The organism is Burkholderia sp. MSHR3999, assembly GCF_000833595.1.
Lineage (GTDB): Bacteria > Pseudomonadota > Gammaproteobacteria > Burkholderiales > Burkholderiaceae > Burkholderia > Burkholderia ubonensis.
This window is the reverse complement of record NZ_JRFO01000001.1, coordinates 312,485-325,951: the sequence shown is the minus strand read 5'-3', so window position 1 is coordinate 325,951 and position 13,467 is coordinate 312,485. Positions and strand designations below refer to the sequence as shown.

Here is a 13,467-nt window from a genome sequence, read left to right as displayed (position 1 = left end):
CATCCCGAAGTCATTCAACAATACGTCTGAAACTGTTGTAGTGGTCGTCCGTGTAATAACAATTGTCGACCCGGCGCAGCGGCCCGCCGCAGACGATCCGGCGCGCACCGCGATTGCGCGCGCGCGGGGTCGGCACGGTGTACTCGTGGTAGAAGCCGCGCTTCGCCTTCGGCAGGATCCGCTCACGATTGCCGAACACGACGCCGTCTTTCTCGTACGGATAGGGACCGCCACCGGCAATCAGGCCAAGCGTGGTCACGGCCTCGCGCGGAAGGCGGGCGGTCGGGATCGTATCGAACCCGCCGGCGGCCACGTCGGCCGCAACGGCCTGCCGTGCGTAGGCGGCGGAAACCAGACTGCCCGTCGGCGTGCCGACGATACCCATCGCGAACATCGCGAAGACGGACGCGAGCGCGCCGTTGCGGAGCCACTTGCGTGCCATGAACCAGGGTTCCCGCTGTTAAATCAAGTAGTTGACGACCAACAAAGGCGTTAGCGTAGCGCTATTGTCCGCGCGAATCAATGTTCGTTTGGGGATTGAAAGCCTGCCCGGATCAGGCCCCGGGCAAATTTTACCGAAACATGGTTACTTTTATCTTGCATGAGATAAAATACCGACGGCATCTCTCGCATGGCAAGACCCTGCCTCCCTGCCACGCTCGCAACCCGGAGTGGAGAGATGCTGCTGTTGCTTATGGGAAGCGCATGCGCGCCCTGCCCGGCGGCGTGCCCATTGCGGGCACGCCGTTTTTTCTTTTATTTACAAATTCGCTTAACGCGTCGCGTTCACGTCGGCCACGAGCAGCGCGGCCATGTTGACGATCCGGCGCACCGTCGCCGATTCGGTCAGCACGTGCACCGGCTGCGCGGCGCCGAGCAGGATCGGCCCGATCGCGATGTTGTTGCCCGCGGCCGTCTTCAGCAGGTTGTACGCGATGTTCGCGGCATCGATGTTCGGCAGGACCAGCAGGTTCGCTTCGCCTTCCAGCGTCGAATCCGGCAGGATTTCCTTGCGCAGCGCCGCGTCGAGCGCGACGTCGCCGTGCATTTCGCCGTCGACCTTCAGGTCCGGCGCGCGTTCCTGCAGGATCGCGAGCGTATCGCGCATCTTCTGCGCGGACGGCGCGTTGCTCGTGCCGAAATTCGAGTGCGACAGCAGCGCGACCTTCGGCTCGATGCCGAAGCGGCGCACTTCCTCCGCCGCCATGATCGTGATCTCGGCGAGCTGTTCCGGGGTCGGATCGACGTTCACGTGCGTGTCGACGAGGAAAATCTGCCGGCCCGGCAGCACGAGGCCGTTCATCGCCGCGTACACGCTGCAGCCCGGGCGCTTGCCGATCACCTGGTCGATGAAGTGCAGGTGGCGGTGCGTCGTGCTGATCGTGCCGCAGATCATCCCGTCCGCTTCGCCCTTCTTCACGAGCATCGAGCCGATCAGCGTCGTGCGGCGGCGCATCTCGACGCGCGCGAGCTGCTCGCTGATGCCCTTGCGCGCCATCATCTTCGCGTAGTCCTGCCAGAACTCGCGGTAGCGCTCGTCGTGCTCGGTGTTGACGACGGTGTAGTCGACGCCCGGCGTCAGGCGCAGGCCGTAGCGCTGGATACGGTGCTCGATCACGGCCGGACGGCCGATCAGGATCGGTTTCGCGAGCTTTTCGTCGACGACGATCTGAACGGCGCGCAGCACGCGCTCTTCCTCGCCTTCCGCGAACACGACGCGCTTCTTCTCGGCCGGCACGCTGCGCGCGAGCTGGAAGATCGGCTTCATCGTCGTGCCGCTGTGGTACACGAACTGCTGCAGGTGCTGCTTGTACGCGTCCATGTCCTCGATCGCGCGCGTCGCGACGCCGCCGTCCATCGCGGCCTGCGCGACGGCCGGCGCGATCTTCACGATCAGGCGCGGATCGAACGGCTTCGGAATCAGGTATTCGGGGCCGAACGACAGGTCCTGGATCCCGTACGCGGTCGCGACGATGTCGCTCTGCTCCTGCTGCGCGAGCTCGGCGATCGCGTTGACGGCGGCGATCTCCATTTCACGCGTGATCGTCGTCGCGCCGACGTCGAGCGCGCCGCGGAAGATGAACGGGAAGCACAGGACGTTGTTGACCTGGTTCGGATAATCGGTGCGGCCGGTCGCGAGCACGGCGTCCGGGCGCACTTCGAGCGCGAGCTCCGGCAGGATTTCCGGCGTCGGGTTCGCGAGCGCGAGGATCAGCGGGCGCTCGGCCATCCCCTTGACCATCTCCTGCTTCAGCACGCCGGCCGCCGACAGGCCGAGGAAGATGTCCGCGCCGTCGATCACCTCGGCGAGCGTGCGCGCGTCGGTTTCGCGCGCGAAACGCTCCTTGTCCGGGTCCATCAGTTCGGTGCGGCCCTTGTAGACCACGCCGGCCAGGTCGGTCACCGTGATGTTCTCGAGCGGCAGGCCGATGTCGACCAGCAGGTCGAGACACGCGAGGGCGGCCGCGCCCGCGCCGGACGCGACGAGCTTGACTTCCTTGATGTTCTTGCCGACCACCTTCAGGCCGTTCGTGACGGCCGCGGCGACGACGATCGCGGTGCCGTGCTGGTCGTCGTGGAAGACCGGGATCTTCATCCGCTTGCGGGCTTCGCGCTCGACGATGAAGCAGTCCGGCGCCTTGATGTCTTCCAGGTTGATGCCGCCGAAGGTCGGCTCGAGCGCGGCGATCACGTCGACGAGCTTGTGCGGATCGGACTCGTTCAGCTCGATGTCGAATACGTCGATGCCGGCGAACTTCTTGAACAGCACGGCCTTGCCTTCCATCACCGGCTTCGACGCGAGCGGGCCGATGTTGCCGAGGCCGAGCACCGCGGTGCCGTTCGTGACGACGCCGACCAGGTTGCTGCGCGCGGTGAAGCGGGCCGCGTTGAGCGGATTCTCGACGATCTCCTCGCACGCGAACGCGACGCCCGGCGAATAGGCGAGCGCCAGGTCGCGCTGGTTGATCATCTGCTTGGTCGGCGCAATCGCGACCTTGCCGGGGGTCGGGAATTCGTGGTAGTCGAGGGCGGCTTCGCGGAGCTTGGCTTTGGAGGAGGCTTGCGTGGACATGTGTCTCGTGGCGTGCGGATTAGAATACCTAGTCGACGCATTGTAGCGCCAATCGAAGTCGCCAAAACCTCCATTCAGGTGCAACAGTCGCGACAAAATTGTACTGAACGGTGCAGGAGCGCCGCCGTTCGCCTCGTACAATGTGCCGTTCTCTCAACCGCTTCGGGTCCGTCCGCCGTGCCAGCCTCCCTCTCCGAGTTCTCGTTGATCGACCGCTTCTTCGCGCGCCGCGCGGCCCGGGGCGCGCGCGCCGCGACGCTCGGGATCGGCGACGATTGCGCGCTGTTCGCGCCGCGATCCGGGAAATTGCTCGCCATTTCGACGGACATGCTGGTCGAGGGCCGCCACTTCTTCCCCGACGTCGCGCCGCACGCGCTCGGCCACAAGACGCTCGCGGTCAACCTGTCCGACCTCGCGGCGATGGGCGCCGAGCCGCGCGCGTTCACGCTCGCGTGCGCGCTTCCGCGCGCCGACGCGGCGTGGCTCGAAGCGTTCAGCGACGGGCTCTTCGCGCTCGCGGAGCGGTTCGGCTGCGAGCTGATCGGCGGCGACACGACGAGCGGGCCGCTGAACCTGTGCGTGACCGTGTTCGGCGAAGTCGCGCCCGACGCCGCGCTGCGGCGCGACGCCGCGCGCGACGGCGACGACGTCTGGGTGTCCGGCACGCTCGGCGACGCGCGGGCCGGGCTCGGCGTCGCGCGCGGCGAATGGGCGGCCGGCGCACAGGAAGCGGCCGTGTTCCGGGCGGCGCTCGAGCGCCCCGAGCCGCGCGTCGCGCTCGGCCTCGCGCTCGCGGGCGTCGCGCACGCCGCGCTCGACCTCTCGGACGGCCTCGCGGGCGACCTGCAGCACATCCTCGAGCGCTCGCGCGTGCGCGCGAACATCGACGCCGACGCGGTGCCGCGCTCGGCCGCGCTCGCGACGCTGCCGCCCGACGTGCAGCGCCGCTGCACGCTCGCCGGCGGCGACGACTACGAACTGTGCTTCACCGCGCCCGCCGCCGCCCGCGCGGCGGTCGAGGCGGCGGGCGCCGGCGCCGGCGTCGCGGTCACGCGAATCGGTACAATACGCGCGTTGTCCACGCCGTCGGAGCGGCCCGCGATCGCGTGGCACGACGCCGCCGGCGCGCCCCTCGCTCTCACGTTGCACGGTTTCGACCACTTCCATGCAGACTGACCCGACGCCCCCGCGCGCCGCGGCCGACGCCGGCGCAACGCCCCACGTGCCGAGACGCGCCACCGTGCGCTTCATGTTCTCGCATCCCGCGCACCTGCTGTCGCTCGGGTTCGGCAGCGGCCTCGCGCCGATCATGCCCGGCACGTTCGGCACGCTGTTCGGCTGGCTGACGTTCGTCGCGTTCAGCCGCTACCTGACGGTGCCCGAATGGTGGGGGCTGATCGCGGCCGGCTTCGTCGCCGGCGTCTGGCTCACCGGCTTCACCGCGAAGAAGCTCGGCAACGCCGACCCGGGCCCGGTCGTCTGGGACGAGATCGTCGCGATCTGGATCGTGATGCTGTTCGTCACGCCGGCGACGTTCGTCGGCCAGCTCTGGGCCTTCGTCGTGTTCCGCTGCTTCGACATGCTCAAGCCGCCGCCGATCCGCTACCTCGAACGCCGGATGACGGGCGGCCTCGGCATCATGGCCGACGACCTGATCGCCGCGTTCATGTCACTGCTCGTGATCGCGCTGTGGCGGTCCTTCGCCGGCTGATCTTTCCGACTCCCGTATTCCCCTTTCGCATGCCAACCGATTCCGTCGTCCATCAGCTTGCGATCCGCGCAGGCAACAAGCTGCGCGACGAGCACCTGCTGCTCGCGACCGCCGAATCCTGCACCGGCGGGATGATCGCCGCAGCGATCACCGACATCTCCGGCAGCAGCCAGTGGTTCGAGCGCGGCTTCGTCACCTATTCGAACCAGGCCAAGAGCGAGATGATCGGCGTGCCGCCCGAGCTGATCGACAAGCACGGCGCCGTCAGCGAGCCGGTCGCGCGCGCGATGGCCGAAGGCGCGCTGCGCAACAGCCGCGCGCAGGTGTCGCTCGCGGTGACCGGCATCGCCGGGCCCGCGGGCGGCAGCGAGAAGAAGCCGGTCGGCACCGTGTCGTTCGCGTGGAGCAACCGGCTGCATACCGACGCCGAAACACTGGTGTTCAAGGGAGATCGCGAGCAGATCCGCACGCAGGCCGCCGCGCATGCGCTGCGCGGGCTGCTGAAACTGCTCGAAGAGCGCGAGGGCTGACGCGCCGGCGGCCCGGTGCGGGCCGCACGAGACGGGTCGCATGAGATGGACCCAAGAAACGGGCCGCGATCGGCGGCCCGCCCCGCTCAACGATGCGCGTTGATCGCGTCGCGGGTCTTCTGCGCGGCAAGCGCCGCGGCTTCGGCGAAATCCTCGTCCTTGCTCGCGTACAGGATCGCGCGCGACGAGTTGATCATCATTCCGGTGCCGTCGGCCGTGCGGCCTGCGCGGACGGTCGCCTCCACGTCGCCGCCCTGCGCGCCGATGCCCGGAATCAGCAGCGGCATGTCGCCGACGATCCCGCGCACGACTTCGATTTCGTTCGGGAACGTCGCGCCGACGACGAGGCCGAGCTGGCCGCTCTTCGCGTTCCACTTGTTCGCCGCGAGGTCGGCGACCACCTGGTACAGCGGGCGGCCCGGATGGCCGGCCCCGTTCGTTTCCAGAAACTGCAGGTCCGAGCCGCCCGGGTTCGACGTGCGGCACAGCACGATCACGCCCTTGCCTTCGTGCTCGAAATACGGCTCGACCGAGTCGAAGCCCATGTACGGATTCACCGTCACCGCATCCGCGCGGTAGCGCTCGAACGCTTCGCGCGCGTATTGCTCGGCGGTGCTGCCGATGTCGCCGCGCTTCGCGTCGAGGATCACCGGCAGGCCCGGATGCTGCAGGTGGATGTGCGCGATCAGCCGCTCGAGCTGGTCTTCCGCGCGATGCGCGGCGAAGTAGGCGATCTGCGGCTTGAACGCGCTCGCGTACGGCGCGGTCGCGTCGACGATCTGCCGGCAGAATTCGAAGATCGCGTCGGGCTGGCCGTCGAACTGCACGGGGAAGCGCGACGGCTCGGGATCGAGGCCGACGCACAGCAGCGAATTGGTGCGCTGCCACGCGGCGCGCAGCGATTCGATGAAAGTAAGCGGGGAAGACATGGCGGGTACTCGCGGCTAACCGTTGGTAGACCGCCCATTTTACCTGCGTCGCCGGCGGCTTTCGCGCGCGGGCGCATCACCGCGTGCTTCGCCGCGCACGTCGCTGCGCTCGACGGTGAACGCGAAGCGCCGCGCGAGCCGCTCGCCCGGCGCGAGCAGCGTCATCCCGTGCGCGGCCGCGCCGCCCGGCAGGTTCACCGCATTGATCGGATGATCGACCGGCTCGAAGCAGAAGAAATCCTCGCCGGGCGGCGTATAGAGCACGTAGGCATCCGCATCGGCCGCGACGGTCAGCGTGAGCCCGCGGCGCGGCCAGCTCACCGTCGCATGGCCGCCCCAGCCGGTGAACGCATGGTTCACGAGCGTCGCCGGCAGCGGATACGCGACGCCGAACTGCCACGCCGGCGGCACGTTCACGTGCCGCACCGGCAGGAAGTCGGCGCCCGACAGCCACAGCCCGCCCGCCGCGGCGGCGAGCGCGGTCGCGTCGTCGCGCACCAGGAACGGATGCACGCCGAGCCCGAACGGCAGCCGCGCGCGGCCGGCGTTCTCGATCGTCAGCGCGATCGACAGCGTCGCGTCGTCGAGCGCGAAGGTCTGCGTCGCGCGAAACGCATAGGGCGCGCCGTCGCCGCGATCGAGCGACAGCCGCAGCGTCGTGTCGGTCACGGCGTCGACCTGCCAGCGCGCGAGCCAGCCGTCGCCGTGGATCGGCAGCGGCTCGTCGCGGCGGTTGCGCGGCACCGCGACGCGGCGGCCGTCGCATTCGAAGCGCGCGCCGCCGATCCGGTTCGAGTACGGCAGCAGCGGATAGCACGCGAGCTCGTTCGGATCGGTCACGGCGTCGGGCCGTTCGCAGCGGCGGAACACCGGCGTGAGCGCGCCGTCGTCGCGCCAGTCGAAACGCGCGATCCCGCCGCCCAGATGCGGCAGCACGTCGACCCGCAGCGCCGCGTTCGACAGCGTGACGGCCGCCGTGTGCGACGCGCCGACGCCCTGCGCGAGCGCGGCGGTCTGCGGTCCGGCGCTGACCGGATGCGCGGCGGCGGCGAGGCGCGCGCGGCGCGATTGCGGCGCCGCCGACGCGGCAAGCGAGGACGTAGCGGTCATGAGGGGCTCCTTCGTCGAAGTGTCGTCGGTTCGCGGCGCGCGGGCGCGGCCCAGGGTCCGTTCAAGCTAGGCCCAGCCGCCGTCGACGATCACGTCCTGCGCGGTGATCATCCGGCTGTCGTCGGCCGCGAGGAACAGCGCCATGCGCGCCAGATCGGCGGGCAGCAGCTCGGCGTCGAGGCACTGGCCGGCCTTGATCGCCGCGCGGCCCGCGTCGTCGAGCCACAGCCGGCGCTGCTTGTCGGTCATCACCCAGCCCGGCACCAGCGAATTGACGCGGATGCCGAACGGGCCAAGGTCGCGCGCGAGCCCACGCGTGAGCCCCTGCACGGCCGCCTTCGCGGTCACGTACACCGGATAGCCGCCGTTCTTCAGCATCCAGCTGATCGAGCCGAGATTGATGATCGAGCCGCCGCCGAGCTGCTTCATGTCGTCGATCACCGCCTGCGCGGCGAAGAACTGGTGGCGCAGGTTCACCGCGATGCCCGCGTCGAACGATTCGGGCGTCACGTCGCCGATCGCATGGCGCACGTCGTTCGCCGCGTTGTTGACGAGCACCGCAATCGCGCCGGCCTGCGCGCGGATCGCATCGATCGTGCGGCGCAGCGCGCCGATGTCGGTGAGGTCGCATGCGGCGAACAGCGGCACATGGCGCGCATGCGCGAGACGCGCGGCGAGCGCCTGCCCCGCCGCGGCGTCGAGATCGACGAACGCGACGCGCGCGCCCTGCTCCGCGAAGTGCTCGACGAACGCGGCGCCGATGCCGGTCGCGCCGCCGGTGATCAGCACGGTGCGGTCGGCGAGGCTCGGGTAGCGCGCATAGCGCGCGGACGTTTCGTTGTGCATGTCGGTCAGCTCCATCGGTTCAGTCGCGCCCGCCGCGGTTCTTCAGCTGGTCGAGCAGCACGGCCGCCAGCAGGATCGCGCCGCGCACCAGGTATTGATAGAACGCGTCGATGTTCAGCAGGTTCATCACGTTCTCGACGGTGCCCATGATCAGCACGCCGATCACGACGCCCGAGATCGTCGCGCGCCCGCCCAGCAGCGACACGCCGCCGAGCACGCACGCGGAGATCACGTTCAGCTCGAAGCCCTGCGCGGCGTTCGGCTGGCCCGACGTGATGCGCGACGCGAGGATCACGCCCGCGAGCGCCGTCACCGCGCCCTGGATCAGGAAGATCCAGACGCGCGTGCGCTCGACGTTGATCCCCGCGAGCCGCGACGCCTCCGGGTTGCCGCCGATCGCGAGCGTGTTGCGCCCGTACACGGTCTGGTTCAGCAGCACGCCGAACACGACGAAGCACAGCACCGTGACCCAGATCGGCAGCGACACGCCGAACAGCGTGAGGCCGCCGAGCGCGATGAAGGTGTCCGACGACACGCCGACCGCCTGCCCTTTCGACACGATGAAGCCGAGCCCGCGCACGATCTCCATCGTCGCGAGCGTCGTGATCAGCGCGTTGATCCGCAGGTACGCGATCACCGCGCCGTTCACGAAGCCGATCGCGGCGCCCGCCGCGACCGCGGCGAGGATCGCGACGAACGTGTTGTCGGTCGCGTTGAGCACCATCGCGCACAACACGCCCGAGAACGCGACGGTTGAGCCGATCGACAGGTCGAAGTCGCGCGACGCGAGACAGAACATCATCGTGCACGCGACCATCCCGATCTGCGAGATCGACAGCGCGAGGCCCAGCATGTTGTCGATCGAGAAGAAGTGATCGACGCTCAGCGACATCGTCACGAACATCGCCGCGAAGATCGCGATCAGGCTGTAGTCGGTGAGCTGCTGCCACCATTTCTGGCGATCGGTCGGCTGTGGAACCAGTGCATCGGCCGCGGGCTTCACGGCGGCGCCGGCGAGGTTTTCTCTGACTTGCATGGTGGTGTCTCCTGCTCCTGCATCGCGCGGTCCGTCGGCGGCCGCGCGGGAATCGAACGTCTTGGTGAATTCAGGCCGCCTGCGCGGCGCTCGTCTGCGGCAACGCGAGGCTCAGCACCGCATGCTCGTTCGCCTGCGCGCGCGGCAGCTCGCCCGCGATGCGCCCTTCGCGCATCACGACGATGCGGTCGGACACGCCGAGCACTTCCGGCAGCTCCGACGACACCATCACGATCGCGCAGCCGCGCTCCGCGAGCCGGTAGATCACGTCGTAGATCTCGTGCTTCGCGCCGACGTCGATGCCGCGCGTCGGCTCGTCGAGGATCACGACCTTCAGGTCGGGCTCCGCGAGCCAGCGCGACAGGATCGCCTTCTGCTGGTTGCCGCCCGACAGGAAGCGGATCTTCTGGCGGCGGCTCGGCGTCTTGATCTTCAGCCGCTGGATGAAGCGGTCGGCGGTTTCGCTCTCGGTCCTGCGGTCGATGAACAGGCCCGCGCGCAGCGAATGGCGGCGGCAGCTGATGTTGATGTTCTCCGCGACCGACGCCATCGCGATGATCCCTTCCTCCTTGCGGTCCTCCGGGCACAGCACGATGCCGTGGCGGATCGCGTCGCCGGTGCGCTTCACGTCGATGCGCGCGCCGTCGAGCGCGAGCGCGCCCGCGCGCTTGCGATCGGCGCCGTACACGAGCCGCATCAGTTCGCTGCGCCCCGCGCCGACGAGGCCGAAGAAGCCGACGATCTCGCCCGCGCGCACCGCGAAGCTGGCCGGCTCGCGCAGCGCGTCGCCTTCGATCCCGTCGACCGACAGGCGCACGTCGCCGAGCGCGCGCGGCGCGTAGTGATAGATGTCGGCGATCTCGCGCCCGACCATCTCCGCGACGAGGCGCTCGCGCGGCACGTCGGCGAGCGACGCGTGCGACGCGATCCTGCGGCCGTCGCGGAAGATCGTGCACGCGTCGCACAGCCGGTAGATCTCGTCCATCCGGTGCGAGATGTAGATCAGCGCGCGGCCGTCGGCGCGCAGGTCGTCGACGAGCTTGAACAGCACCTCGGTCTCGCGGTGCGACAGCGAGCTCGTCGGCTCGTCGAGCGCGATCACGCGCGCGTTGCGCAGCAGCGCCTTGCAGATCTCGACCATCTGCCGCTGCGCGATCGACAAGCGGCCGAGCTTCGCGTCCGGATCGAGATCGACGCCCATCGCGGCGAGCCGCTCGCGCACGTAGCGCTTCGCCTCGCCCTTCCTCACCCAGCCGAACGCATTCGGCAGGCGGCCGAGCAGCAGGTTCTCCGCGACCGTCAGGTCCGGCACGTACTGCAGCTCCTGGTGGATCACCGCGATGCCGGCCGCGATCGACGCGGCCGCATTCGGAAAGCGCACGGGCCGGCCGTCGACCAGCACGCTGCCCGCATCGGGCTGATATTCGCCGCCGAGAATCTTCAGCAGCGTCGACTTGCCCGCGCCGTTCTCGCCCATCAGGCCGTGCACCTCGCCCGCACGCACGTCGAACGAGATGCCGTCGAGTGCGCGCACGCCGGGAAACACCTTGCCGATATTGTCAAAACGCAGTGCCGCTGACACTTCGCCTCTCCAGTTACGATCGATCGACCGTCGGCCGCCGCAGCGCGCGGCAGCCGCCCGGGACGGTTACTTCGACGCGAGCCCCATCTCGTCGCGCACCTTGCCGACGTTCTCGCGCGTCGCGAGCATGCCGGTCGTCAGCGTGAGCGGTGCCGGCGCCTTGCCCTGCGTGATCCACGCGTACATCAGCTCGGACGTTTCCTCGCCGTGGCGCTTCGGGCTGATGATCACGGTGCCGAAGAAGCCGGTCGGCTGCGGCTTCTTGAATTCGTTCAGCGCCGAGTCGGAGCCGCCGATGCCGATGCCGATCATGTCGGCCGCCTTGAAGCCGCGCCCTTCGGCCGCGCGCACCGCGCCGAGCACCGCCTCGTCGTTCAGGCCGTAGGCGACCCAGTGCTTGAACTGCGGGTTCTTCGTGAGCGCGATGTTCGCGGCGTTGAACGCGTTCTCGGTGTCGGTCTTCGCCTGCGGCGCGGCGATCACGTTCGCCTTCGGAAAGCCCGCGGCGACGAGCGCGTCGGTCGCGCCGGCGGTGCGGTCATGCGCGGTCGGCAGCTGCTCGTAGGTGATGTCGATCGCGCCGACCTCCTTCATGTTCCAGCCGCGCTTCCTGATCTCGGCCGCGATGCCGTCGCCGACCTGCTTGCCGATGTTGTACGCGGAGATGCCCATGTGCGGCACCGCCTCGAGCGGCTTGCCGGCGCCGTCGACGAGGCGGTCGTCGACGGTCATCATCTTCAGCCCGTGCGACTTCGCCTTCGCGACGATGCCCGGCCCGAGCTTCACGTCCGGCGTGCAGATGATGAAGCCCTGCGCCTTCTGCGCGGCGAGGTTGTCGATCGCGCTCATCACCTTCTCGCCGGACGGCGCGCCGATCTTCACGAGCGTGAAGCCCTTGTCCTTCGCGGCGAGCTCCGCGAACTTCCACTCGTCCTGGAACCACGGCTCCTCCGGCTGCTTCACGAGGAAGCCGATCTTGACCGGGTCGGCCGCGTGCGCGAGCGGGCTGCCGATCAGCACCGCGGCGGCGGCGGCGAGCGTGACGAACGATCTGCGTTTCATCTCCAGTGTCTCCTTGTCTTCATCGATCGGAATACGGCCGCTTACTTGTGTCGACGCAGCATGCGCGCGGCCCTCGCACGCTGCGGTCTTTCGATTCGGTCCTGCAGCTCCTTCAGTCGTGATACAGCGCCGCGCGCCCGCCATCGACCGTGATGCAGGTCGCGTTGATGAACGGCGCCTCGTCCGACGCGAGGAACACGGCCGTCATCGCGACTTCCTCCGGCCGGCCGATCCGCTTCATCGGCTGCAGCGCGAGCGTGTCGGCCCGCGCGGCGGCCGGGTCCGGCTGCGCATCCCACCAGTCGCGCGTGAGCTGCGTCTCGACGTAGCCCGGCGCGATCGCGTTCACGCGCACGTTGCGAGCCGCGTATTCGATGCCGAGCGCGCGCGTCAGGCCCAGCACGCCGTGCTTCGCGACCGGGTACGGAAAGCAGCCCGGAATGATCCGGAACGCATGCGTCGACGCGATGTTCACGATGCTGCCGCGCCCGCGCTCCACCATGCCGGGCAACGCCGCGCGGCAGCCGTGCCACACGCCGTCGAGATCGACCGCGAAGCAGCGGCGCCAGTCGTCGTCGGTCATCGTCAGCGGATCGCAGAACACGTTGATGCCCGCGTTGTTGACGAGCGCGTCGAGCGGCCCGAGCGACGCTTCGGCCTGCGCGAGCGCGTCGCGCACCGAGTCCTGGCGCGTGACGTCCGCGTGAAGCGGCAGCACGCGCGCACCGTCGATCTCGCGCGCGATCGCGGCTGCGGTCGCGCCAGCCTGCGGAAGATCGACGTCGACGAGCGCAACCGCCGCGCCTTCGCGCGCGAACGCGTGCGCGATCGCCGCGCCGATGCCGCGGCCCGCGCCCGTCACCATCGCGACCTTGCCCGCGAGGCGGCCCATCATGCGGCTCCGCCGCGCGCCGCGCGCAGCCCGGCCTGGAACGCGCGCGCGTGGGCCGCGGTCGCGTCGGCGGACTGGCCGGGCCGGTACAGCGCGGAGCCGAGCCCGAAGCCGTTCGCGCCGGCGGCGAGGAACGCCTGCATGTTGTCGGGCGTGACGCCGCCGACCGGCACCAGCGGCACCGCGCGATCGATCACCGCGCGCCACGCCTTCACGACCGTCAGGCCGAGCTGCTCGGCCGGGAACATCTTCAGCACGTCCGCGCCGTTCGCGAGCGCGGCGAATGCCTCGGTCGGCGTCGCGACGCCGGGCGCGCTCGCGAGGCCCAGCTCGCGCGCGCGGCGGATCACCGCGCCGTCGCCGTGCGGCATCACGATCAGCGCGCCGCCCGCGTCCCGCACGCGGTCGACGTATTCGGGCCGCAGCACGGTGCCCGCGCCGACGATCGCGTCGTCGGGCAGCGCGCGGCGCAGCGCCGTGATGCTGTCGAACGGCTCGGGCGAGTTGAGCGGCACTTCGACGATCCGGAAGCCCGCTTCATAGAGCGCATGGCCATGCGCCGCCGCGTAGTCGGGCGTGATGCCGCGCAGGATCGCGATCAGCGGGCACGCGGCGAACGCCTGCATCAGCGCGGGATGCGGCGCATACGGCGCGGGCAGCGTGAGTTCGGACGACATGGATGGCTTTCCTCCGCAA

General features: G+C 69.4%; 13 protein-coding genes. 3 read left to right on the top strand and 10 right to left on the bottom strand.

Annotation, left to right across the window (positions count from 1 at the left end; all coding sequences use genetic code 11):
- Positions 1–10 precede the first annotated feature (10 nt).
- Together KY49_RS01550 and KY49_RS01545 are read right to left on the bottom strand one after the other, a co-directional pair.
- Positions 11–442, bottom strand: a complete 432-nt coding sequence (locus KY49_RS01550; RefSeq protein WP_042583091.1) for a ribonuclease — start codon at positions 440–442, stop codon at positions 11–13.
- Positions 443–772: 330 nt separating this feature from the next.
- Complete coding sequence (locus KY49_RS01545) at positions 773–3,073, bottom strand: NADP-dependent malic enzyme (protein WP_042583090.1); 2,301 nt, start codon at positions 3,071–3,073, stop codon at positions 773–775.
- A 177-nt stretch (positions 3,074–3,250) separates the two neighbouring features.
- Here KY49_RS01545 and thiL point away from each other — a divergent pair, with 177 nt between their 5' ends.
- From thiL to KY49_RS01530, 3 genes are read left to right on the top strand one after another with little or no spacing between them, the layout of a single operon-like run.
- A complete protein-coding gene (gene thiL, locus KY49_RS01540) occupies positions 3,251–4,249 on the top strand; it encodes a thiamine-phosphate kinase (RefSeq protein WP_042583089.1) in 999 nt (332 codons plus the stop codon).
- Complete coding sequence (locus KY49_RS01535) at positions 4,239–4,784, top strand: phosphatidylglycerophosphatase A family protein (protein WP_042583088.1); 546 nt, start codon at positions 4,239–4,241, stop codon at positions 4,782–4,784. The genes thiL and KY49_RS01535 overlap by 11 nt, the downstream gene beginning before the upstream one ends.
- 29 nt (positions 4,785–4,813) lie before the next feature.
- Complete coding sequence (locus KY49_RS01530; RefSeq protein ID WP_042583087.1) at positions 4,814–5,314, top strand: CinA family protein; 501 nt, start codon at positions 4,814–4,816, stop codon at positions 5,312–5,314.
- Positions 5,315–5,400: 86 nt separating this feature from the next.
- On the opposite strand, the gene pyrF is transcribed toward KY49_RS01530, so the two are convergent.
- The 8 genes from pyrF to KY49_RS01490 form a co-directional block, all read right to left on the bottom strand.
- A complete protein-coding gene (pyrF, locus tag KY49_RS01525; protein WP_010091310.1) occupies positions 5,401–6,243 on the bottom strand; it encodes an orotidine-5'-phosphate decarboxylase in 843 nt (280 codons plus the stop codon).
- A 39-nt stretch (positions 6,244–6,282) separates the two neighbouring features.
- Positions 6,283–7,353, bottom strand: a complete 1,071-nt coding sequence (locus tag KY49_RS01520) for an aldose 1-epimerase (protein WP_042583086.1) — start codon at positions 7,351–7,353, stop codon at positions 6,283–6,285.
- 66 nt (positions 7,354–7,419) lie between these two features.
- Positions 7,420–8,214, bottom strand: coding sequence for an SDR family NAD(P)-dependent oxidoreductase (locus KY49_RS01515; RefSeq protein ID WP_373365520.1), 795 nt, complete (start codon positions 8,212–8,214; stop codon positions 7,420–7,422).
- 4 nt (positions 8,215–8,218) lie between these two features.
- Positions 8,219–9,235 carry an L-arabinose ABC transporter permease AraH gene (gene araH, locus KY49_RS01510; RefSeq protein WP_042583085.1) on the bottom strand — a complete coding sequence of 339 codons (1,017 nt, stop codon included), beginning with the start codon at positions 9,233–9,235 and terminating at the stop codon, positions 8,219–8,221.
- A gap of 70 nt (positions 9,236–9,305) precedes the next feature.
- Positions 9,306–10,817 (bottom strand): L-arabinose ABC transporter ATP-binding protein AraG, encoded by a 1,512-nt coding sequence (araG, locus tag KY49_RS01505; protein WP_042583084.1) that lies wholly within the window; start codon positions 10,815–10,817, stop codon positions 9,306–9,308.
- Positions 10,818–10,883: 66 nt separating this feature from the next.
- Positions 10,884–11,879, bottom strand: a complete 996-nt coding sequence (locus tag KY49_RS01500) for an arabinose ABC transporter substrate-binding protein (RefSeq protein WP_042583083.1) — start codon at positions 11,877–11,879, stop codon at positions 10,884–10,886.
- Positions 11,880–11,991: 112 nt separating this feature from the next.
- Complete coding sequence (locus KY49_RS01495; protein ID WP_042584500.1) at positions 11,992–12,771, bottom strand: SDR family oxidoreductase; 780 nt, start codon at positions 12,769–12,771, stop codon at positions 11,992–11,994.
- A complete protein-coding gene (locus tag KY49_RS01490; protein WP_042583082.1) occupies positions 12,771–13,448 on the bottom strand; it encodes a 2-dehydro-3-deoxy-6-phosphogalactonate aldolase in 678 nt (225 codons plus the stop codon). Before KY49_RS01490 ends, KY49_RS01495 begins: the two co-directional genes overlap by 1 nt.
- Positions 13,449–13,467: the final 19 nt, after the last annotated feature.